The 23,315-nt window shown below is 59.6% G+C and carries 17 protein-coding genes; 8 read left to right on the top strand and 9 right to left on the bottom strand.

Going from position 1 to position 23,315, the window contains the following annotated elements; genetic code table 11:
• Together ACQ4N7_RS02415 and ACQ4N7_RS02410 are read right to left on the bottom strand one after the other, a co-directional pair.
• A complete protein-coding gene (locus ACQ4N7_RS02415; protein WP_430710020.1) occupies positions 1-384 on the bottom strand; it encodes a hypothetical protein in 384 nt (127 codons plus the stop codon).
• 327 nt (positions 385-711) lie between these two features.
• On the bottom strand, positions 712-1,050 hold the full coding sequence (locus tag ACQ4N7_RS02410; RefSeq protein ID WP_430710019.1) for a hypothetical protein: 339 nt from the start codon (positions 1,048-1,050) through the stop codon (positions 712-714).
• A gap of 569 nt (positions 1,051-1,619) precedes the next feature.
• Between ACQ4N7_RS02410 and ACQ4N7_RS02405 the strand changes: the two genes are divergently transcribed.
• From ACQ4N7_RS02405 to ACQ4N7_RS02385, 5 genes are all read left to right on the top strand, one after another.
• On the top strand, positions 1,620-2,615 hold the full coding sequence (locus ACQ4N7_RS02405; RefSeq protein ID WP_430710018.1) for a COX15/CtaA family protein: 996 nt from the start codon (positions 1,620-1,622) through the stop codon (positions 2,613-2,615).
• 119 nt (positions 2,616-2,734) lie between these two features.
• A complete protein-coding gene (locus ACQ4N7_RS02400; protein ID WP_430710017.1) occupies positions 2,735-3,715 on the top strand; it encodes a heme o synthase in 981 nt (326 codons plus the stop codon).
• Between the two features lie 207 nt (positions 3,716-3,922).
• A complete protein-coding gene (locus tag ACQ4N7_RS02395; RefSeq protein WP_430710016.1) occupies positions 3,923-4,948 on the top strand; it encodes an ATP-binding cassette domain-containing protein in 1,026 nt (341 codons plus the stop codon).
• A 9-nt stretch (positions 4,949-4,957) separates the two neighbouring features.
• Positions 4,958-5,872 carry an ABC transporter permease gene (locus ACQ4N7_RS02390; protein ID WP_430710015.1) on the top strand — a complete coding sequence of 305 codons (915 nt, stop codon included), beginning with the start codon at positions 4,958-4,960 and terminating at the stop codon, positions 5,870-5,872.
• Positions 5,873-6,025: 153 nt separating this feature from the next.
• The gene (locus ACQ4N7_RS02385; protein WP_430710014.1) at positions 6,026-6,400 is read left to right on the top strand and encodes a hypothetical protein; all 375 of its coding nucleotides are present in this window, start codon (positions 6,026-6,028) and stop codon (positions 6,398-6,400) included.
• A 166-nt stretch (positions 6,401-6,566) separates the two neighbouring features.
• Here the strand turns inward: ACQ4N7_RS02385 and ACQ4N7_RS02380 are convergent, their stop codons facing one another.
• The 4 genes from ACQ4N7_RS02380 to ACQ4N7_RS02365 form a co-directional block, all read right to left on the bottom strand.
• On the bottom strand, positions 6,567-7,160 hold the full coding sequence (locus tag ACQ4N7_RS02380) for a GUN4 domain-containing protein (RefSeq protein ID WP_430710013.1): 594 nt from the start codon (positions 7,158-7,160) through the stop codon (positions 6,567-6,569).
• A gap of 131 nt (positions 7,161-7,291) precedes the next feature.
• Complete coding sequence (locus ACQ4N7_RS02375) at positions 7,292-10,531, bottom strand: efflux RND transporter permease subunit (RefSeq protein ID WP_430710012.1); 3,240 nt, start codon at positions 10,529-10,531, stop codon at positions 7,292-7,294.
• Between the two features lie 126 nt (positions 10,532-10,657).
• Positions 10,658-11,917, bottom strand: coding sequence for an efflux RND transporter periplasmic adaptor subunit (locus ACQ4N7_RS02370; protein ID WP_430710011.1), 1,260 nt, complete (start codon positions 11,915-11,917; stop codon positions 10,658-10,660).
• A gap of 128 nt (positions 11,918-12,045) precedes the next feature.
• The gene (locus ACQ4N7_RS02365) at positions 12,046-12,636 is read right to left on the bottom strand and encodes a TetR/AcrR family transcriptional regulator (RefSeq protein WP_430710010.1); all 591 of its coding nucleotides are present in this window, start codon (positions 12,634-12,636) and stop codon (positions 12,046-12,048) included.
• A gap of 804 nt (positions 12,637-13,440) precedes the next feature.
• Here ACQ4N7_RS02365 and ACQ4N7_RS02360 point away from each other — a divergent pair.
• On the top strand, positions 13,441-14,964 hold the full coding sequence (locus ACQ4N7_RS02360; protein ID WP_430710009.1) for a SulP family inorganic anion transporter: 1,524 nt from the start codon (positions 13,441-13,443) through the stop codon (positions 14,962-14,964).
• Positions 14,965-15,142: 178 nt separating this feature from the next.
• Here ACQ4N7_RS02360 and ACQ4N7_RS02355 read toward each other — a convergent pair whose 3' ends face one another.
• Positions 15,143-16,069 (bottom strand): histone deacetylase family protein, encoded by a 927-nt coding sequence (locus ACQ4N7_RS02355; protein WP_430710065.1) that lies wholly within the window; start codon positions 16,067-16,069, stop codon positions 15,143-15,145.
• A 276-nt stretch (positions 16,070-16,345) separates the two neighbouring features.
• Between ACQ4N7_RS02355 and gyrA the strand changes: the two genes are divergently transcribed.
• Together gyrA and ACQ4N7_RS02345 are read left to right on the top strand one after the other, a co-directional pair.
• On the top strand, positions 16,346-18,994 hold the full coding sequence (gene gyrA / locus ACQ4N7_RS02350; protein WP_430710008.1) for a DNA gyrase subunit A: 2,649 nt from the start codon (positions 16,346-16,348) through the stop codon (positions 18,992-18,994).
• 495 nt (positions 18,995-19,489) lie between these two features.
• Complete coding sequence (locus ACQ4N7_RS02345; protein ID WP_430710007.1) at positions 19,490-21,121, top strand: alpha/beta hydrolase; 1,632 nt, start codon at positions 19,490-19,492, stop codon at positions 21,119-21,121.
• Between the two features lie 24 nt (positions 21,122-21,145).
• On the opposite strand, the gene ACQ4N7_RS02340 is transcribed toward ACQ4N7_RS02345, so the two are convergent.
• Both ACQ4N7_RS02340 and ACQ4N7_RS02335 read right to left on the bottom strand, forming a co-directional pair.
• Positions 21,146-22,036 (bottom strand): 3'-5' exonuclease, encoded by an 891-nt coding sequence (locus tag ACQ4N7_RS02340; RefSeq protein ID WP_430710006.1) that lies wholly within the window; start codon positions 22,034-22,036, stop codon positions 21,146-21,148.
• A 91-nt stretch (positions 22,037-22,127) separates the two neighbouring features.
• Positions 22,128-23,204, bottom strand: a complete 1,077-nt coding sequence (locus tag ACQ4N7_RS02335; protein ID WP_430710005.1) for a sirohydrochlorin chelatase — start codon at positions 23,202-23,204, stop codon at positions 22,128-22,130.
• Positions 23,205-23,315 lie beyond the last annotated feature (111 nt).

Here is a 23,315-nt window from a genome sequence, read left to right as displayed (position 1 = left end):
TTAGCGCTGACCCTTCAGCGCCTCAATCTCTTTGCGAATAGCGGCCAGTTCCTGGGTCAACGATTCTAAATCACTCTGCACCGAGGCATCGATCACGGGGCTCGCCACGGTGGTAATGGTTGGCCCCTCGGTCGCTGCGCCAGAGCTGGCAAAAGGGTTTGGCATCTGGCTGAGCAACGAATCGACGAACAGCCGGGCCTCGCGCTCGGTGGTTTCGCCTTTGACTTCCAGCTCTTCGGTGAGCCGGTTGACGTCACCGCCCAGGGTAGAAAACTTTTGGCTAGAGGTTTCAGGGTCTTGGATAGCCTCGATCAGGGATGCGGTGGCCCCGAGGGTAACGCGAAACCCTTTCTGCAACGTCTGAGAGATATCGTCAGAATACATAGTTAATCCCTTCTTAAAAATACGTTAGCAACTCCAAAAGTCAAACAGCGGTAAGCTGCCGTTAGAGGTGGGGCAAATCGCTTTCTCAGGCACTTTTCGCGCTGTGTCAGCCGCGTTTTGCGCTCATATTCTATCGTCTTCCCCCAGGGGAAGGCAGCATCTCAGGCTACTATCCTCCTCCTGGTAGAGAGGAAAAACTTGCTTAGGGTGAGGCTAACCCGGCTCGTCGCTGGTTAGAAGGAGGGCAGCGCTGCCCCCTAATTACCCTCTGCAAAAGCTACTCTCTGCACCAGCCAAATCTAAGCCTGTCAGGCAGAACGGGTTCACCTAAGACAGGTACGCGTTGACATCTTCATAGATCTGCGACAGCTCAGCTTCGGTGGTCACCCGAATGCGATCGTCGCGCAGCGTGATCAGGGCTTTGGCGGCAAACGGGCTGGGCCAGATGTTGGGGTTGCAGAAAACCTCTAGAAAAACGTCGCCGGTATGGCGGTACTCCATTGGTGGCTGAGGGGTACGACGAGCGGGTTCGCCGCCCTGAGCCGCCGCTGCCTTGAGCGCGGTCATCAGCTCATTCAAGGCGACTTTTAGGCCCTGAGCTGCCTCACTGGAGAAGGTAAATTGCAGGGATCCCTGAGGCAGGTTGAGGGTAAGGGGGGCGCTCATAGTCATCGTGCTCGTAATTCGTGCTCATTGCGATCGCTGAAGGGGGTGCAGCCGCTGGGCGGGGGGCCAAAGCGTATTCCAAGCCGAAATGACGTCATGCCTGACTTGGCCTGAAGCTAGCACCTGCTTGCCAGCCTACGGCATTGAGGGCCGCCGTGGGTCAAAGTTTTGAGCCAGATGGTGAGTCATGTTAGCGGCGATCGCGGCGTTCCTGCCCAGGGTTGCCACTGCAGCTATGACCAGGGGCGATCGCCAAAGGTAACGATACGTTACGTTGTGTGTCTGGTTACGGCACGCCTTGAATTTTCATATAGCCCCTATCACCGGGTTTGAATCCCAAAGAAAACCCTAAAGCTTTGCCAATTCAAGGTTTTCCCTCTCTACAGTAGTAATCAGTTACTCCCATTGTCGGCGCTGATATTCCTGATTAGCTTGTTATCAGTGGGTGGAGCAAATACTCCGGTGGGCCAGCGACAGTCTTAACACTGGCTATGGTCGGCCCGCCTCTCACACCACGTCTGCTCCGTCTACCCACCCCCCAAACTGCACTGCTGAATGCTGGAGATGGCATGGCCGCAAATTTCCCCTTCCTTTCGCCCCCGACAACCGTCCGCAAATCGCTGTGGCCCGCCGCAACGTCTACCCCCGTCGATCGCATTCGTCGCCTGGTCTGGAAGATTGCCTTCGCGACCCTGGCCCTGATGGCAGTAGGCAGCGCTACCCGAGTCATGAACGCAGGCCTGGCCTGCCCCGACTGGCCCCTGTGCTACGGCCAGCTGGTACCCCAGCAGCAGATGAATTTGCAGGTGTTCTTGGAGTGGTTTCACCGACTCGATGCGGCTTTAATTGGGCTGAGCACCCTGTGGCTGGTTGGCCTGTGCAGCTGGTACCGAAAGCAGTTACCGGGCTGGCTGCCCTGGGCGGCAGTGGGTGCCCTCGCCCTAATTGGGCTCCAGGGGGCGCTGGGCGGGCTGACCGTAACCCAGCTGCTGCGCTTCGATATTGTCACCGCTCACCTGGGCACAGCGCTGCTGTTCTTTAGCGCCATGCTCGTGATTGCCAGCTGCCTGCTGCCCTACCGCTCGACTGGCACCGTCGGTCGCCTACCCTGGCTGGGGCTGGGGGCTACGGCAATTGTCTACATTCAGTGCCTGCTGGGCGGGCTGGTAGGGTCGCGCTGGGCGGCCCACCAGTGCCTGGGGCTCAAAGAACTGTGTCAGGTGATGAACAGCCACCTGCTGGGCATTGTGCCCGCCACCGCTGCGGTGCTGGCCCTGACCTGGACGGTGTGGCGCACTCCGGCGCTAACCTATCCGCTGCGGCGGTTGGGCAGCCTGGCCAGCATGCTGCTGGTGTTTCAGCTGGTGATGGGCATTGCGACTTTCCGACTCAGGCTGCAGGTAGAGCCGCTGACGGTAGCCCACCACACCCTGGGGGCAGCCCTGGTAGGTACGCTGGTGTGCTTTACGGTACTGGCCTGGCGCGACCGCCTTGGGCCTGCCCCAAATGACTACCGCATCAACACAACGGTATCGGCCCAGGAGTTAGCTAGCGCTGCCGAGTAGTTGTATAGGCCTGGAGCAGCAGCACAGCGTAAAAGCAGAGCCGTTTCGGAGGTTATCCAGCCATTTTCACCATTTTTTGCTGACAGTTGCGGTTTTTAGAACCATTTAGGATTTTTTGCATGAATCAGACCACCACCTGGAATGCCCCCACCCGCCACCACGACTCATTTGGGGCCGTCGTGCGCAGCTACGTGCAGCTCACCAAGCCCCGCATCATTCCTCTGCTGCTGATTGAAACGGCGGCGGCGATGTGGGTGGCTGGTCAGGGCCAGGTAGACCCGGTGCTGCTGATGGTGACGCTGCTGAGCGGCACCCTGGCGGCCGCTTCGGCCCAAACCATCAACTGCGTCTACGATCGCGACATCGACTACGACATGGAGCGCACCCGCCACCGCCCCCTGCCCTCGGGACGCATTCAAATTCGCGACGCGCTGGTGTTTGCCGGGGTGCTGGCAGTGCTGGCCTTTGGCCTACAGGCTCTGGTGGCCAACCTGCTCAGCGCCGTGCTGGCGATGGTGGGGATCGCTATTTATGTGGGCGTCTACACCCACTGGCTAAAGCGATCGTCGCCGCAGAATATTGTCATTGGCGGGGCGGCGGGAGCGATTCCGCCCCTGGTGGGCTGGGCCGCCGTCACAGGTGATTTGCCCCTGGCTGCCTGGCTGTTCTTTGCCATTGTGTTTATCTGGACGCCACCCCACTTCTGGGGTCTGGCCATGCTCATTCAAGACGACTACGCCAAGGTCAACGTGCCGATGATGCCCGTTGTGGTGGGCGATCAGGCCACGGCTCGGCAGATTTGGTACTACACCCTGGTGCTGGTGCCGCTGACCCTGATGATGACCTACCCGCTGGGGGCGACAGGCGCGGTCTATGCCGCGATCGCCTTAGGGTTGGGCGGTCTATTCATTCAAAAGGCCTGGGCCTTGCTGAAGTCGCCGGGCGATCGCGACCTGGCCAAAGGGCTCTTCAAGTTCTCGATTCTCTACATGATGCTGCTGTCGGCGGGCATGGTAGTCGATAGCTGGCCCATTACTCGGGCGGCTGTAGCAACGCTCTCCGGCCACCTAGAGCCTTTAGCTAGCCTGCTGCCGTTTTAGCTGCGGGCAAGGGATTGAATAGATGACGGGATGGGTGGAATTATCGTGGCCTGTCACCAGCCTCTTTAAGGCCGAAAGCCTTCCTAGCGCCTGGTCAATCCAAAGTCCCCCATCCAAGATCTAAAACCTGTCCTCCTCCCCCCGCCCAGTAGAGTTCTGTAGAATAACCAGTGTAGGAACCAATACGTTTGGGAATAGCTCTACACCATGGCCGCGGCGGTAACGATTCAAAACCTGAAGAAGTCCTACGGGGCGGTGACGGCGGTGCGCGATGTGTCGCTCACCATTCAGCCAGGCGAAATTTTTGGCCTGCTGGGGCCAAACGGGGCGGGCAAAACCACCACCATTCGCTGCCTCTGCACCCTGGCCACCCCCGACAGCGGCACCCTGGAGGTGATGGGGGTCTCGGTGGTTGAGCAGCCCCGGCTGGTGCGCCAGTACCTGGGCTACATCGCCCAGGAAGTTGCCCTCGACAAAGTGCTGACCGGGCGTGAGCTACTGCAGCTCCAGGCCGATATCTACCACATGCCCAAGGGGGTCGCCAGCCGCCGCATCGACCAGATGATCGACCTGCTAGAACTAGGCGACTGGGCCGACCAAAAGACCGGCACCTACTCCGGCGGGCTGCGGAAACGGCTAGATTTGGCCCTGGGGCTGCTGCACCAGCCCGACCTGCTGGTGCTCGACGAGCCCACCGTGGGCCTCGACATTGAAACCCGCGCGGCGGTGTGGATGTTTTTGCGGCAGCTGCGGGCGGCGGGCACCACCATTTTGATCACCAGCCACTACCTAGAAGAGGTCGATGCCCTGGCCGATCGCGTGGCCATTATCGACCAGGGGCGGGTGATCGCCTCCGGCACCCCCAGCGATTTGAAGGACAAGATTGGGGGCGATCGCATTACCCTGCGCATTCGCGAATTTACCTCCGACGAGGAAGCCGAGGCCGCCAGCACCATGCTGGCCGAACTGCCCTTCGTGCGCGAGGTGATTGTCAACGCGGCCCAGGGCAACTCGTTGAACCTGGTGGTCGATCGCCAGCCAGATGTACTGCTCACCGTGCAGCAGGCGCTCAAAGCTGCCGATTTGCCCATTTTTGGCATTGCCCAGTCGCGCCCCAGCCTCGACGACGTTTACCTGGCCGCGACGGGCCGCACGTTAATGGATGCCGAACTGGCCGCCGTGGGCCAGCGCGACCTCAAGAAAGAAAAGAAACAGGCTATGAAGGGACGCTAGGATAAAACCATGAGCACCACCATTTCCACCCCATCCACCCGAGAGGCTGCCCCCAGCCTCGAAAACTCCGAACTCAAGGCCTGGAAGGCCGATTTAATCAAGTCGAAGGGATTGGTCTCAGGGGCCTTTTTGCAAGAAACCCTAGCCATGACCCGACGGCTGTTTATTCAGCTCCAGCGACGCCCCACGACTCTGGTGGCGGGGGTAATTCAGCCGCTGATTTGGCTGGTGCTGTTTGGGGCGCTGTTTCAAAACGTGCCCGCCGGGCTGTTTGGCGAAAGCCGCAACTACGGCCAGTTTTTGGGCGCAGGCATTATTGTGTTTACGGCCTTTGGCGGCGCGCTCAACGCCGGGCTGCCGGTCATGTTTGACCGCGAGTTTGGCTTTTTAAACCGCTTTTTGGTGGCTCCCTTGGCCTCGCGCTACTCCATTGTGGTGGCATCAGCGCTGTTTATTGCCGCCCTCAGCCTGGTGCAGACGGCGGCGATTTTGGGTCTGAGCGCCGTGCTGGGGGCGGGGCTGCCCAGCCTGCCGGGGCTGCTGCTGGTGTTATTTATCGTCATGACGCTGGTGCTGGGCGTAACGGCGCTCAGTCTGGGCCTAACCTTTGCCCTACCCGGCCACATTGAGCTAATTGGGGTAATTTTTGTCACCAACCTGCCGCTGCTGTTTTCGAGCACGGCTCTGGTGCCGCTGGAGTTTATGCCCGGCTGGCTCCAGGTGGTGGCCAGCCTCAACCCGCTGACCTACGCGATCGAGCCGATTCGCTACGTGTACCTGCACCCTAGCTGGGGTTTGGGCAGCACGGTGCTGCAAACGCCCTTTGCGGCTGTGTCGCTGGGGGCCTGTCTAGCAGTTTTGGTGGCTTTCTGCGGTCTTTCTCTGGGGCTGATTCAGCCGCTGCTGCGCCGCCGCATTGCCTAAGCTGGTTCATGAGTGGTTAAAAAAGCCTGACCAATTTGAGAGCTGGGCTAGAGGGGTCGGCGGCTGGCGGGTTAGCCGCTACAATACAGGCTTAGATAGCACAGGCAGCTGTGCCCAAAGATTTCAGTTGTTATGGTGTCAAGGAGTGCTCCTATGGCTTCCCCAAATTTTCTTTCCCGCCCGGTAGCTGCCGCGATCGCAGCCCTGGCTCTACTATCCCTGGCTCCCGCTGCCCTGGCCCAGTCCACTAGCACCGACCCTACTCGCGCCCCTCGCGTTGACCCCAACGAAGGGTTTGGCAACACAGATGCCAACACCGGTCTATTTGGTGAGAACGCCAGCCCCTTTGATCTAATTCACCGGGCCGTACTGATGAACGATCGCAGCGCCAGCGATTTTAGCCGCCAGCACCGGGGTCGCATCAATACCGCCGCAGAAAACTTTCGGATTCTGCAGCAGAATGCCGTGCGTGAGCAGCAGCCTGGTCTAGAGGCTCCTGAGGCTGCGCCAGAAACCGGGGCAGAATAGCGCTGGCCATCCAGCGGTTGACGGTATTGACGCTTTTGCCAAAGCAACTGTCTTGATTCCAAAAGCCACGAAAGGCTCACCCTGAGATCTGAGGGTGAGCCTTTTGTGTTGGTGGCGTGAGACTCTGCAACGCAGGACTTTTTGGCTTGGATAACGCGCTGTGAGCCTACAGTTCGCAGGTGAATAGCCGGGTGAGAAAGTAATTCACCATTTTGGCTCCGTAGGGCGAATCCCACCAGACCACGGGGTAGCAGCCTACGGGGTCATCTAGATCGTGGCGGGCCTGATCGATGGTCTTCCACTGGTCGTTTTGTCGCCAACCCACCCGTTCGCCCAGACGATTGAGGGCAGCGCTATCCTGGGCGATCGCGCTTTCCAGAGTGCCACCCACCGACTGATAAATTTGTAGCTGCACGCTGAAGCCAAACCGTCCGCCCGTGTAGGTCGTCCACAGGCGATCGACTACCCGCAGCACGCTACAGGGAAACAGGCGAATAGCGTCGGGGGTGAGATCTTCGCGATCGGGCGTGCCCGCCTCCTGCAAGATCACCCGCACGGTTTCTTCGTCGGCCTCCAGCAGCTTGCCGGTTTTGAGCAGGCGCTGCAGCGGCTGGTAGCGTTCAACATCGGTCACCAGGGTCAGGGCATCTTCGAGCCGGGCAATGCGCTCGGTCAACCCCTGCTGAATGAACCCCTCTAGCCTGGCCTCCAGCGCTTCTAAGCGGGCGGCCAGTTCGGCCTGCGACCCTTCCCCATTCATATCGACTCCTTACAGGTAATTATGGGCCGGAGCGTTGGCCCGCACACCCGACCCACTGATCTGGGTAGGGCCATCGAGCCAACGCTATAGATTCTAGACCTGGCCCGGCCCGAGTGCCAGCTAGCGATCGCCTAGGCGGGGTTTTCTCCCTGCGACCGCAGCGGGGCCATGGCCTCGTCGGCCTCGGCCTGGGAGCGATCGCTATTGCGCAAACTGGTCGAGATAGACGGCGGTGCCCCAGGGCCACCGAATATCCGCTCGGCCAAACCTTTGAGAATGACGTAGAGCACGGGCACCACCAGCAGGCTCAGCACCGTGGCCACCAGCAGCCCGCCGAACACCGTATAGCCCACGGCCCAGCGGCTAGCGCTACCGGCCCCGGTCGCCACCAGCAGCGGCGAGAACCCCACCAGCGATGAAATGGCCGTCATGATAATCGGTCGAAAGCGCTGCTCGGCGGCGGCGATCGCGGCGGGTACCAACCCCAGCCCCTGACTGCGGGCCTGGTTAGCAAACTCCACAATCAGAATGGCGTTTTTACTGGCCAGACCAATCAGCATCACCAGACCCACCTGGGCGTAAATGTTGAGGTCAAGCCCCCGCAAGAATAAAAACACCAGGGCACCCAGTACGGCCAGCGGCACCGTCAGCAGAATGATGATCGGATCGACGTAGTTTTCGTACTGGGCCGCCAGCACCAAAAACACCACCAGCACCCCCAGCCCAAAGATGATGGTGGCCAGGCCGCCAGAGGCAATTTCTTCGCGGGCAGTGCCCTGCCAGGCCTGCCCCACCACCGGCAGCGCCGCCTGGGCGTGGGCCTCGTCCATCGCCGCAATCAGCTGCCCCGAGCTGGCTCCCGGCGCGGGCATGCCCTCCAGCTTGATCGATCGCAGCAGGTTGAAGTGGTTAATAGACGACGGCCCTACCACCTCGCTCAGGCTCACCACCTCGCCCAGGGGCACCATCGTACCCTGACGCGATCGCACGTAAATGCTGTTGATATCCGAGGGCTCATTGCGGAATTCTTCCTCGGCCTGCACATAGACGCGATAGTTGCGGCCACCGCTGGTAAAGTCGTTGACGTAGCGCGAGCCCAGGTAGGTACCCACGGTGCTGAGGGCTTCATTGATGTCAATATCGAGGGCCTTGAGGCGATCGCGGTTGACATCGACCTGCACCTGGGGTGAGCTAGCGGTGAACTGAGTGAACACCCCCATCGAAGCGGGCGACTGGTTGGCTAGGCCAATAATTTCGTAGGCGTTGCCCAAAAACTGATCGATGCTCATCTGGTTGCCGCTGCGGTCTTGCAGCTGCATTTCGAGCGCTCCGGTGGGGCTAAAGCCCGGCACGGGCGGCGCGTTAAAGGCAATCACCAGCGCCTCTTGAATGCCCGAGAGAGCCCCGTTGACCTGGGGCAGCAGCCCAGCCACCGTAGACTCCGGGGCGCGGCGGTCTTCCCAGGGGGCCAGAGTGGCAAAAAACACGCCCTTGTTGGGCGAAGGGCCGTCAAAGCCAAAGCCCGACAGCATAAAGGTGCTGGTCACCTCCGGAAACTGCGAAATAATGGCATCGGCCTGGGCCATTACCCCTTTGGTGTACTCCAGCGACACGCCGTCGGGGGCCTGCACAATGCCTAGAAAATAGCCCTGGTCCTCTTCGGGCACAAAGCCGGTGGGCACTACCCGCAGCATACCGACCATCAGCAATATCCCCACCGCGAACAGCGCCAGTACGCCGTAGCGCAGCCGAATCAACACTCGCACCAGCTGCCGGTAGCGCTCGATAATTCTCACCAGCTGTCGGTTAAACCAGGCAAAGAACCCCGCTAGAGGGCCGCCGCGCTGTCCCGCTGTCGCCGGACGCAGCAGCAGCGCCGACATGGCGGGCGAAAAACTCAGAGCATTAAAGGTCGATACCACGATCGCAAAGGCGATGGTGAGGGCAAACTGCTGATAGATCTTGCCGGTACTGCCCGGGAAAAAGGCCACCGGAATAAACACCGCCATCAGCACCAGCGAGGTGGCCACCACCGCCCCCGACAGCTCCTGCATGGCATCGAGGGCGGCCAATCGGGGGCGCATACCCTGATCAATTTTGGCGGCAATGGCTTCGACAATCACAATCGCGTCGTCTACCACCACCCCCGAGGCCAGAATGCAGCCAAACAGCGTCAGCGTGTTGATCGAAAAGCCAAACACCAGCAGAAACGCCATGGTGCCAATCAGCGACACCGGAATCGCGATCGCAGGCACAATAGTCGATCGCCAGTCCTGCAAAAAGATGAACAAGATCAGCAGCACCAGGGCGATCGCCGTGACCAGGGTGATCAGCACCTCCTTCAGCGACACCCGCACAAAATCGGTGGTGTCAAACACCAGCTCAGCCCGATAGCCCGGCGGAAAAGTCGCTTCTAACTCCGCCATGCGCGATCGCACCGAGCGGGCGACCTCCAGGGCGTTACTGCCCGGCAGCTGGTAGATCAGCAGGCCCGCCGCCAGCTTGCCCTCGGTTTTGGCATCAAAGCTGTAGTCCTGAGCGCCCAGTTCGGCGCGGCCCACGTCTTGCAGCCGCACCAGGTTGCCACTTGCGCCGACTTTGACCACCAGGTTCTCAAATTCTTCGACCTCCTGGAGGCGACCGGGCAGCCGCACCGTGTACTGGTAGGCCTGATCACTGTCCACGGGCGGGGCCCCAATTGAGCCGCCCCCCACCTGCACGTTTTGCTCCTGCAAGGCCGCCACCACGTCGTTGGGGGTCAGTTCCTGGCTGGCCAGCGCCGCCGGGTCAAGCCACAAGCGCATGGCGTAGCGACCGGCCCCAAACACCTCGGCATTGCCCACGCCGTTGAGCTGCTTCATTTCGTCGAGAATGAACAGGTCGGCGTAGTTGCTCAAAAACAGCGCATCGTAGCGATCGTCATCGGTAAAAAAGCGATACACCAGCAGAATGCTGGGCGACTGAGCGTTTACCGTTACCCCCAGCTGGGTGACTTCGGGCGGCAGCTGCGGCTCAGCTCGGGCCACCCGATTTTGCACATCTACCTGGGCAATATCTTTGCTGCGACCGGGCTGAAACACCACGTTAATGGTGCTCTGGCCGGTATTCGTACTGCTAGAGGTAATGAACTCCATACCCTCTACGCCGTTGATCTCCCGCTCCAGCACCGTCGTGACGTTGTTCTCCACGGTTTCGGCGTCGGCCCCGGTGTAGTTAGAGGCGACCTGAATCTGCAAGGGGGCAATCTCGGGCAGTTGCTCGATCGGCAGCAGCGGAATGGCCACCGCCCCCGCCAGCACAATCAGCAGCGTGCATACAGTCGTCAGTACCGGGCGACGAATAAAGTTATCGGCAATGGAGAACAGCGCCATAGGTAAAATACCGGGGGCTTAAGGGATAAAAGGGCCGCGATTTCTGTAAAAATCGCCTTGCGAATTGCGCCACACAGACGCTACACAACCGTCACAACCAGCCGCTCTACGCCACGGCGTCACCACCTAGGGCGTTGCTGACGTCTCGGCTTCGGGAGTAATTGGTCTACCGTCCTGGAGCTGCAAAATATTGGTCACAATCACATCATCTCCGGGTTGCAGCCCGTCAATCACCTGGTAGTTGTTCCCCTGTAGTTGCCCCAGCTGCACCGGCCTTTGGGAAGCCACCCGCTGGGTTTGCCCATCTTCCTGGGGCTGGTCGGTAGCTACATACACAAAGCTCTGCCCCGCAATGCGAGTCACCGCCACAGTGGGCACCAGCAGCGTTGCGGTGGTGCTCCAGATCAGCCTGGCCCGCACAAACTGGCCGTCCCGCAGGTTGCCCGCCTCATTGGGAAAACGGGCCTTGACTAAGATCGATTGCCCGTCTTCATTGACCTCGGGCGAAATAAAGTTAACGCTGCCCGTAGCCAGGGGTTCGCCCGTTTCAGGGCTCAGCAGCTCTACCGGAATCCCGGTTCGCAACTGGCTGGCCCGCGTTGTGGGCACCTGAATGCGCAAAAACAGCTCGCTGTTTTGGGTAATGGTAGCCAGGGTTTGCCCTGCCTCAACGTAATCGCCCACCTCAAGCGACACATCGCCCAGGCGACCGGCCACCGGAGCTACCACCTGCTTAAAGCCCAGGTCTGACTGGCTGACGTTGACCTCAGCCTGGGCCTGCTCAAAGGTTGAGAGCGCCTGCTGCAGCTGGGCCTGGGCAGCTCGCACGTTGTCTGCCGCCTGACGTTGAGCCGCCTGGGCGACGTTGAGCTGATTTTGAGCATTGTCTAGATCTTGGCGGCTCAGCGCCCCTGCCCCCACCAGCCGCTCAGTGCGGCTAAATTCTACGGCTGCCAGCTCGACGTCGGCCTGGGTGCGGGTGAGCTGGGCTTGGGCAGCATCGACCTGGGCCTGGGCGGCCTCGCGGCCAAAACTAGCGGCCTGGGCAGCGGCCTGAGTGGCCGCCACTTCAGACTGCACCTGCTCGGTGCTGAGCTGCACCACGGGCTGGCCCTGAGCCACGGTGCTGCCAGAGCTGACCAGCACCCGAGTCACCCGGCCCTCTACTTCGGGCTTGAGCTCAATGCGCTGCTCGGCCTCCAGGGAGCCGACAAAGTCAGAGCCCTCTTCAAAGGTGCCGGGCTGCAGTTCTTGCACCCGTACCTGCACCGCCTGAGGCCCCATTGCCCCAGGCGGCTGCGATTGACTACAGGCCGCGACAGCTAGCGACAGGGCGAGAGCAGCCCCCAAAGCCCGACCCGATCGACGAATGGTTACTGGCAGCATAGGAACACCAGACTTTGATTGCGCGTTAGACATGAGATGCCATTGCCTAATGGTAATGCAGAGAATATTTAGAGGTATGACCCTGGGCCTAGCCATGACTCGCTATGTCAAACCGTTTATCGTAGCCGTTAATTATTAAGAGTTGGTAGTGAACCCCGATCGCGCAGGTAGAGCCTTACCATGTCGACCAGCAGGCGGGCGCGATCGCGAAAGGAGCAGCTCTGTGGCTCGTAGATGCGGTGCAGCAAAATACCGTCTACCGCACAGCAGAGAAATCCCATTAGCTGTGGGTCATCTAACCCTAGCAGGGCGGCTATCTGCTGCTTACTTTCTTGCCAAACTGCTTGAAACACCTCAATGGGTGCGCCACTTTCCCGGTGCTGGTGCTGGTAGAACTCAATCCAGATCAACATTTTTTTTCTCAAAAAGTCTTCGTTTTGAGCCACAAATTCTAGAGCAGCCTCAATGCGCCCCAGCACACATTCGTGCTGGCCAGCGGCGATCGCATTTTGAATATCCTGCAGCGTTGTTTCGCGCACTAGCTGCTCGAACAAGCCTTCCTTACTGGGAAAGTAGTGGTAGAGCGTGCCCGTAGACACCCCTAGCCCCTGAGCAATTTGACGCATGGTCAGCGCCGCGTAGCCCTTCTCGGCAAACAGTTCAAAGCATTGGTTCAATAACTCCCTGCGGTACTGGTCATGGTCAACAATCTTAGGCATACATGTTCAGGCGCTGCGGCCTAACCTCTGAGCAGCTTTGAAACGATACCCCAAGCACCGAGAAAATTTATGTTGGACGATCGATATAAAAACAATAGTCCCTTTGTCCTTCCCTGTAAACCTTTTTGGTTTACGGCCTGGTGAGCGGGAGGCCGGACAATGGCGGTGCCGAGGATCGCCCCTTCTCAGCCGACGTCTGTCCCTACCCGAGGCATTGGCGAAAACCTTTGTGGACGGACAGAGCGCGAGGTGGCAATCCAGGGTAGCGCTCACTGAAGAACAGGCCGTCTACACATGCTTCAGGTTCAGACGCAAAGCATTAATTAGGTGTGTTGAGATTAGGCCGATTACCGCGCTAAATATGTTTATTTGGTTTAGCGCCTAGACATGGGCGCTAAATTTGCTCTTACATGGGCATGGGCTAATGGTCTGTTTCCTGAGCTGACGTTCATTTTGTGTACTGCCTACCATGCTTTGTTTTCCTCACCATATTTCCCTAATCGCTGGCGAGTAGCCTGACCACTGCAGTCTGCAGCAGCAGCCCGGTGGAGCTAAGTTTGGGCATCGGCAAAGCAGCGCAGGCGCTGGGTCCAACCTGGCCGTGGGCTCTGCTTGATTGCCCTGCAAAAATTGGCCGCGACGGTCAGTCAAATGACCTCAGCATTTGACCTTAGGCAAAGCAAGTCACCTCAGCTAGCGACCCAATTTCCGATGATTCTCTATTTGCGAGCAGCTGAAATCAGGGAACAGAGGTTAGAAACCATTCCCCAGGATTAGACAACTATTTGAACGATTAGGAGACCCATGGATACTTATAAATTAAATACTTATAAGCTGAGGCTGCGGCGGTTGAAACCCGGCAATCTGAAGCGAGAGTGGCTGGCTAACCCGAAAGCCGATATTTTGGCGGGGGCCGTGGTAGGGCTGGCGCTGATTCCCGAGGCGATCGCCTTTTCGATCATCGCCGGGGTTGACCCCAAAGTAGGGCTTTATACCTCGTTTGTGATTGCCGTCACCACCGCATTTTTGGGCGGTAGACCAGCGTCAATTTCGGCGGCCACCGGGGCCATGGCCCTGCTGATGATTGACCTGGTGCGCGATTGGGGGCTGGAGTACCTGCTGGTTGCCACCCTGCTTACCGGCATGTTTCAGGTGGTTTTTGGGGTACTCAAGCTGGGACGTCTCATGCGCTACGTGCCCAGGGCGGTGATGGTGGGCTACATCAACGCCCTAGCAGTGCTCATTTTTCGAGCCCAGCTTCCCCAGCTCACCAACGTGCCTGTGGCCGTATACGTGATGGCCGCCCTGTCGCTAGTCATTATCTACGGCTTGCCTCGCTTTACTAAAGCCGTGCCGTCCCCCCTGGTGGCCCTGTTTGTGATGACCACGGCGGCGATCGCGCTGAAGATCGAGGTGCCCACCGTAGGCGACATGGGCGAACTGCCCACCACCCTGCCGATTTTTGCTCTTCCCCAGGTGCCCTTCACCCTGGAAACCCTGCGCATTGTGCTGCCCTACTCGCTGACGATGGCGGTGGTGGGGCTGCTGGCATCGTTTCTCACCGCATCTCTCGTAGATGAGCTAACCGACACCCCCAGCGACAAAAACCGCGAAGCCAAAGGCCAGGGGATCGCCAATATCATCACCAGCTTTTTTGGCGGCATGGCGGGCTGCGGCATGATTGGTCAGTCGGTCATCAACGTGCAGTCAGGGGGCAGGGGGCGGCTATCGACCCTGTGCGCCGGAGTATTTTTGCTGTTTGCCATTCTGGCTCTCAGCGACTGGGTGCGACAAATGCCCATGGCGGCTCTGGTAGCGGTCATGATTATGGTCTCAATCGGTACGTTTCGGTGGGCCTCTTTTCGCGATATAGCCCGTATTCCGCGCAGCGAAACGGTCGTCATGCTAACCACCATGCTGGTGACTATTTTTACCCGTAACTTTGCTTTGGGGGTGGCAACGGGCATTGTCATGAGTACGGTGTTTTTCTCGCGCAAAATTGCCCGACGGGTGTTTGTCGATAGCGTGCTAAAAGACGGCGGTAGCCACCGGGTCTATAGCGTGTCGGGGCAAATTTTCTTTGTATCGGTTGACGAGTTTTTAGGTGCCTTCGATTTCAGCGAATTTGTCGATCGCGTCACCATTGACCTCAGCCATGCTGACCTGTGGGACCAGGGGGCGATCGCCGCTCTAGATCAGGTCGTGAACAAATTTCGTCGGACTGGGGCGGAGGTAGAGGTGATTGGCCTCAATGACGCCAGCGCCAGCCTGGTCGACAAGCTGGCGATCCACAGCCGACCACCCGTTAGTGCATCAACCCCTGGTTAGCCGTGAAACGGGTTGGCGGTATTGCCGCTGAATGACCGATTAGCGCAGCCGAGGCCAATCATTCGATTGAGGTGGCAAATTGTGGCGATTCTACTTCGCCACCGGGAGCGGCTAGAGCTGTTGTTGTGGCTTAGATTGCTGCGCTATCGGCAGGGCCGCTGGTGAGAAAAGGGTACCGCTACAGGGCTAGGCGAGCGGCGATGGTGGCCACAACCGACTGGCTGAGCGCGTCGTAGTCATAGCCGCCTTCGAGGCCAAACAGAATGTTGTCGGTAACGCTTAGGCACTGGCGGGTCAAGGTGCCATAGTCATCAGGGTTGAGGTTGACGCTGGCCAGGGGGTCGGCGGCGTTGGCGTCGTACCCGGCGCTGACGATCAGTAAATCGGGCGCAAACGCTTTGAGAAACGGAATCACCTGCTGCTCAAATGCTTTTGCGTAAGCGTCGCTGGCGCTGCCGGGGGGCATGGGGATATTGAGCACGTTGCCGTGAAAGCCGGTTTCGCTGCTGTGGCCAGTGCCGGGGTAGCCGGGCAGCTGATGCAGTGAGCAGTAGGCGATCGCCGCATTTTGTTCAACTAAGGCCTGGGTGCCGTTGCCGTGATGTACATCCCAGTCGAGAATGGCGACGCGGGCAATGCCGGGTTGTTCTAGCGCGTAGTGGGCGGCGATCGCCGCATTCGAGAACAAGCAAAAGCCCATGCCGCGATCGCGCATGGCATGGTGCCCCGGCGGGCGGGCCAGCACAAAAGCCGAGTGCCCTGTCGACCGCACGTAGTCAACGCCATCCAGCCAGGCGCTGACCGCCAGCCGCGCTACCGCATAGCTATGCTCAGAAACTACCGTATCGCCGTCGATCTGCCCGCCGCCAGTATGGGCAAGCTCGCGCAGGGCGGTGATGTAGCGGGGGTTGTGAATTTGGGCGATTAGCGTGTCTACATCGCGCTGCTGCACCGGAGTAGGCGATCGCCAGTCCAGATGGTCGGCCCAGGCCACCTGCTCTAGGGCGGCCACAACGGCTTTGAGTCGGCCCGCGTTTTCAGGGTGAAAATGGCCGGTATCGTGACTTAAAAATTCTGGCGAATAGATAACAGCAAAATCGGCCATGGTAAAAGCGTGGTGCACGGCAAACTCTCAGGCAACAAACTATCAGAATGAAGGCCCCCTCAAGGGGGGTGAGCAGGGCCGCAAAGCCCTGTGAAATAAAGGATCTTTGCCCCATCCTTCTACCATAGCAACCTCTGATTTGACCGGGGGATTTCGTGCTAAAATATAGCCTGTATGCAACCCCAAAAACACAACTGATCAAGCGCTATTCAGCACCGCTCGGTGCGAGGGTCTGACTAGCGCTTTGTTGTTCGCAAATTCGGAGTTTTTCCGCCTATGGCAACCCCAGAAGAGCGCATCGTCCCGACCGATCTGCGCGCCGAAATGCAAAGCTCTTACCTGGAATACGCCATGAGCGTGATTGTGGGTCGAGCGCTGCCAGACGCCAGGGACGGGCTGAAGCCTGTGCACCGCCGCATTCTCTATGCCATGCACGAGCTTGGGTTGGCCGCCGATCGCCCCTTCCGCAAGTGCGCCCGCGTGGTCGGGGAGGTGCTGGGTAAGTACCACCCCCACGGCGATACGGCGGTGTACGACGCCCTGGTGCGCATGGCCCAAGACTTTTCCATGCGATCGCCCCTGATCAACGGCCACGGCAACTTTGGCTCCATCGACAACGACCCTCCGGCGGCCATGCGATACACCGAGTGTCGCCTGCAATCGCTGACCAGCGACTCGCTGCTGCAAGACATCGAGTCCGACACCGTCGATTTTGCCGACAACTTCGACGGTTCCCAGCAGGAGCCGGTGGTAATGCCCTCGCGGCTGCCCCAGCTGCTGCTCAACGGCTCCTCCGGCATTGCCGTGGGCATGGCCACCAACATTCCGCCCCACAACCCCGGCGAGCTGATCGACGGCGTCATTGCGCTGATCAACAACCCCGATATCTCCACCGCCGAGCTGATGGAGATCATCCCCGGCCCCGACTTTCCCACAGGGGGGCAGATTTTGGGCCGCAGCGGCATTCGTGACGCCTACATGACCGGGCGCGGCTCAGTCACCATGCGCGGCGTCGCCACCATGGAAACCATTGAGCACCGGGGTCGGCCCGATCGCGAAGCCATCATCATCACCGAGCTGCCCTACCAGACCAACAAGGCGGGCATGATCGAGCGGATCGCCGAAATGGTGAACGAGCGCCGCCTGGAGGGGATTTCAGATATTAGGGATGAGAGCGATCGCGACGGCATGCGCATCGTCATTGAGCTCAAGCGCGACGCCTACCCCCGCGTGGTGCTCAACAACCTCTACAAGCAGACGCCCTTACAAAATAACTTTGGCGTCAACATGCTGGCTCTGGTCAACGGCGAGCCTCAGCTGCTCGGCCTCAAGCGCATGCTGGAGGTCTTCCTAGAGTTTCGCGAAGAAACGATCATTCGCCGCACCCAGTACGAGCTGCGCAAGGCCCAGGAGCGCGACCATATTCTCCAGGGCTACCTGGTGGCGTTGGCTAACCTCGATGCCATCATTGCCCTGATTCGTGGAGCCGCCGACACCCCCGCCGCCAAGCAGGAGTTGATTGACACCTACGGCCTCTCAGAGGTGCAGGCCGACGCCATTCTGCAAATGCAGCTGCGCCGCCTCACCGCCCTGGAAGCCGACAAGATTCAGCAGGAGCACGAGGAGCTGGTCGCTAAGATCACCGATCTGGAAGACATTTTGGCCCGCCGTGAGCGGGTGCTCGAAATCATCGTCACCGAGCTGGGCGAACTCAAGGCCAAGCACGACGACCCCCGCCGCACCGTGATCGAAATGGACGATGCGGAACTCACCGACATTTCGCTGATTGCCAACGAGCAGGTGGTCATTCTGGTCACCGACCAGGGCTATATCAAGCGCATGCCGGTGGCGACCTTTGAGGCCCAGAGCCGCGCCACCCGAGGCAAAGCCGGGGCCAAAATGAAGGAAGACGACGGCGTGCAGCACTTCATTACCTGCTACACCCACGACTACCTGCTGTTTTTCAGCGATCGCGGCGTCACCTACGCCCTGCGCGCCTACCAGATTGCCGAGGGCTCGCGCGCCTCGCGAGGGATGCCGATTGTGCAAATGCTGCCCATCCCCAAAGAAGAGGCGATTACCTCGGTGCTGGCGGTGCGCGAGTTTACCGACGAAGACTACCTAGTCATGCTGACCCAGGGCGGCTTCGTGAAGAAAACCGCGCTATCGGCCTTTGGCAACATTCGCACCAACGGCCTGATTGCTATTTCTCTCGAAGAGGGCGACCAGCTCAAGTGGGTGCGCCTGGCCCGCAACACCGACAGCATTTTGATCGGCTCGCGGCGGGGCATGACGATTCACTTTAAGGCCGACGATGACCAGCTCAGGCCCCTGGGGCGGCCCACTCGCGGCGTGCGGGCGATGTCGCTGCGCGATGGCGACGAGCTGATCAGCATGGACATTTTGCCCAGCCAGGTGGTCGAAGCGGTGGTTGAGGCCAACGCTAGTGACAGCGATGACGACGATGACGACAGCGTATCTGGCGGCAGCGAGGGCGGCCCCTGGGTGCTGGTGATTACGGCCTCGGGGCTGGGCAAGCGGGTGCCGGTGGCCAAGTTTCGCCTGCAAAATCGGGCCGGTATGGGCCTGATGTCGATCAAGTTCCGCAAGCGCGACGATGCCCTGGCGGCGCTGCTGGTGGTAGGTGAGGGCGACGAGCTAATGCTGGTGACCAACCGGGGCATTATCATTCGCCAGCGGGTGGGCGATATTTCGATTCAGTCGCGCCCGGCGACGGGAGTGCGCCTGCAGCGGCTGGACGGGGAAGATGCGATCGCGGCAGTCGCCGTCGTGCCCCCGGCCCTACAGGTCGAAGGCCTCGACGATGCTGAAGACGCTGCCGACGAGCCCACCGAGGCAGTTGTCGAAGCCATCGTTGAAGCCATTACCGAACCAGCGATCGAAGCCTCAACCGAAGAAGAATAAGCTCCTGTTCCCCCGCAGCTCCTCAGATGATCCACCGTCGGGCTGCGGGGGCATTACTAGACATTGCCATAAAGACTAGAACGCTTTCATCGATCACTCCTAGGCGATAGCTGTACAACCGTTCGCAGTCCTAGACCGGCTACGGGTAATACTCTGTCTTAGGCGGGCTGATTAGTGCTGTGGAGGGCGGTCTGGCTACCCTTACCCTTTTAGCTGTGGCCTGCTGACTATAGCCAAAGAGCACTAGCTAAATCCGCCCGTATTGAAGATTGACCTACAAGTTAAGCTACACAGTTGACCTACTAAACGGTTTAGTTTATGAAATAACAGTGTTTGCTCAAGCGAGGTCAACTGGTCCTGCTATGTCGCTGGCACAGCGATGACATTATCTTTAAAGGCCTAGCTATTTACCAGGTATTGATAGTAAGGCCATTAGGGGCGGCATCGTCCTCGGGCAGGCCGCCAACCAGACTGACGTAGCCTTTGGAATTACCCATGACTCAGCGCTTGAAAACTCACAGACTCAATCATCTCGCCTGGTTGCTAGGCAGCCGCTTTTTGAGAGCCAGTTTTTTAGGAGCGGGTCTACTGCAGCCGCTTGTACTGACAGAGGCTGGGTTGAGTGCTGAGCAGGTCTATGTCAGCTACGGGCCGATTGAGCGCGCTATTGATGTCGAAGACCTGCACACCTACGCTCGCACAGGGCAGCTCACCGATGACCTCAACGGCTACCGTCGATTTCTAACGTCTGAGCAGCTCGAACAGTTTCGCACCGGGCTGACCGTGAGCGCTGATCTAGACGTAGTAACCGTTGCCCAGTTTCTCTACACCTCCCAGGGAGAGGCGATTTTGCAGCTGTTGGGGGACGTCATTCAAACATCGGGACGGCTAAATGGGGCACAGGCGATTCGGGCGGCGCTGATTTTGGCGGCGGCTGACTCTGGCGGGCAGTTTAATCTGCTCAATGTCCTCGATCAGTTTCCGACGGAGGGGGTGCGGGTTGACCTGCAACAACTCTCGCGGGTCGCTGATATCGTTTTCAGCGAAATTAACCAAACTCAGCAGGTGACCGCTCAAATTCGGGAACAGGCTGCCGCTGCGGTCGAACCCGATCGCGCCCTTCTGCCAGCGCCCGCTAATCCAGCTGATCCAGGGCCATACCGCTGGGAGCGGCGATCGCTAGACCTGCACCTGCCCACCAATCTCTACCTGCCAGAGGGCCAGAAGGCTCCCCTGGTAGTAATTTCTCACGGGCTGGGGGGCAATCGGTCTACCTTTGCCTACCTGGCCGAACACCTGGCCTCCCACGGCTTGGCAGTGGCGGTGGTAGAGCATCCCGGCAGCAGCGCCGCCCAAATCGAGGCCCTTCTAGGTGGCCGAGCGGATGAAGCGATACGGCCAGAGGAAATGATTAGCCGCCCGATCGACATTCAACGGGTTTTAGACGATCTGGCGCTGGCAGCCCGCGATTCGGCCCTGGGTCGCCGCCTAGACCTGGAGCGAATTGGCGTTTTGGGCCAGTCGCTGGGAGCCTACACGACGCTGGCCCTGGCGGGAGCAACTGTTAGCCCTAGTGTTTTGGAGCAGAGGTGTCCGCCCCAGCTCTCTAGCCAGATCAACCTGTCGCTCTTGGTACAGTGCCCGGTGCTAACGTTGCCCCAGCCGCTGCCGCCCCTGGGCGATCGCCGGGTTCAAGCGGCGATCGCTATCAACCCGCTCGACAGCGCCATCTTCGGCCCCGAGGGCGTCGCCAACATTGACGTGCCGCTCATGATTGTCTCTGGCAGTGCCGATACCGTCACGCCAGCGCTGGCCGAGCAAATTCGCCCCTTCACCTGGCTGGAGTCACCGGAGAGCTATCTGTTGCTGATGGAAAACGGCACTCACTTCTCCACTATCTACGATCCGCAGACCACCGCAGAAGCCCTGCCCGTACCCCAGGCGGCAATTGGCCCCAATCCTGAAGCCGCTCAAACCTACATCGAGGCGATGGGAGTAGCTTTCTTTAAGGTCTATTTGGCCAAAGATGACGCCTACCGCCAGTACTTAAACCCGTCCTACGCAGCCGCCCTGAGTCGACCCGACCTACCCGCTTACCTGGTGCGCGATGTAACGCTCTCAGACTAAACCGGATCCGCATACTCCGCCTGCTCAGGCGGCCTGGTCTGTCGCTTCAGCGGCAACCGCGAGAGGTATAACTCTGGCATCGGCGGGCTGGGGGGTGAAGCTATCCCACCGATCGAGATACAGCGTGAGATGAGGGTCGCCCTGGGCAATGCGATCGCGCAGCATTGCCCTCACCCGCTCCTCTTCTTCGCCATACTGCTCGGGGTTAAAGAACCCGGCAAATCGCCCGGCCCGCAGCCACACCAGGTAAGTGCTTAAGGCGTCATACTGACTCTGCGCCACGATCGATCGCAAATCTCCCTCGACCCACCAATCCACCACGTCGTGAGGCTCAGTCCCCACCTGTCCGGGAATGCCCATCGCCGCGGCCAGTTCGTGCAGGGTAGGCGTCGCAATGCCCCAGCCACTCAGGGTCTGCTTCAGATCGATATGGGCATCGCCGTGGCGGCTAAAGTAGTCGCTGCCCCAGCCTTTGTCGGCGCGACGGCAAAAGTCTGCTGCCGAGATGCCTGCTACCAACCCGCGCTGCAGCAAGATCGGCAGATCGGCGGTCTGAGAATTAAAACCCACCAGCTGAGGATGGTGCTGCCCCAGGTAGCCAAGAAACGTAGCAATCAGCTCGCCCTCATCCATCAGCTGATCGAGTTGTCTCGGCAGGGTGGTCAGGCGCAGGTGAATGCCGCCGTCGGGCTGCTGCTCGCGGATCACGGCGGTAACAGCGACTACCCGACACAGGGCCGTTTTGAGGTGCGGACGGGGCTTGTCTGCCGTAGCCCCAGCCCTGGCCCACATCACGTCGAGAACGTCGGCATCGGGCATTGTTTGAGGCAGGCCGTACACCCGCCGCCCCGAGGCCGGGTCGGGCACCCACTCTAAATCAAACGCGCACACCTGCCGACCAACGGATTTGAACATGGCTGCCCCTGGGTTTAGCTAAAAACTGACCCAGACCGTTGCCCAGGCGCTGTTTCTAGCATTCCCACCCCCTGGGCTCAGGAACCTGCGCTTAGGGAACTTGCCACGCCCGCTGGTGGTAGTCGTCGGGTTTTGGAAATAGATCGACAGGCTCGCCGTGGTGATGCCCGTGCCCATGATCATGCCCATGGCCGTGAGCATGCCCGTGGTCATGGGTATGGCCCTGATCGTGAGCATGACCATGATCGTGCCCGTGCCCGTGGTCGTGGCCGTGCGGCCCGCCTCCAGCAGCCAGACGAAACTTGCACATTTCGCAGTTCATGGCCACCTGGCCCAGGTGGGTTTCTAGCTCGCGATCGCGCAAAATCTGCATCAGCTGGGGGTGACTGCCCATCTCGGGCAAATAGACCACCTGCTGATCGGGGTGCGTCGCCTGCTCCTGTTGGGTGATGTCGACAATCTTTTTCACCAGTACGCCAGTAAAGAGAAAGTAGGGCAGCACAATAATGCGTTTGGGGTTGTACAGGCGGGCGCGGCGAAAGCCTTCTTCTAGCCGGGGGTGGGTAATGCCAATAAAGCAAATCTCGACGGTTTTATAGCGACTGCCCTCCCACACAATCCGGGCCAGCTTGTACACATCGCCGTTGGCGTCGGGGTCGCTGGCCCCTCGGCCCACAAACAGCAGCACCGTGTCTTCGCGGCCAATGCCCTCGGGGTTAAAGCGAGGGGTATCTAGCTCGGCCAGGCGCTCCTGCCAGAGCTGAATGATTGCCGGAGTAATGCCGAAGTGGCGACCGTAGTGAAAGGTGACCTGGGGGTGGCGCTGGCGAGCACGATCGAGCTCGTTGGTGACGTCAAACTTGTTGTGGCGGGCGGCAAACAGCAAAATTGGCAGCACCGAAATTTCGGTATAGCCCTTCTCCACGCACAGGTCTACCCCGTCTTGAATGGTGGGCTCGCTCAGCTCCAAAAAGCAGGGAATCACCGGACGAGAGGTGTCGAGTGCCTGGTAGGCGGCAGCAAATTCGAGTACGCGATCGCGCCCCTCGCTATCCCTGCTGCCGTGGCCCACCAGCAGCAGCGGGCGCTGGCTGGGCAGGGGTGACCAGGAAACCGACGGAGCCGGAGAAAAATCGTGGAGAGTGGTGATAATGGGTGCGATCGCCATAGGTACTCAACGTGCCGCAGTGATAATAAATCTAACCTTCAGCTCAATCAAAGGGTACCGACCATGACAATTTGGACAGTAGTCGTCTGGTCAGGGGGCAACGCCACCCTA

The sequence above is a fragment of the Nodosilinea sp. AN01ver1 genome (assembly GCF_050565655.1).
Lineage (GTDB): Bacteria > Cyanobacteriota > Cyanobacteriia > Phormidesmidales > Phormidesmidaceae > Nodosilinea.
This window is presented reverse-complemented; position numbering and strand designations above follow the sequence as displayed.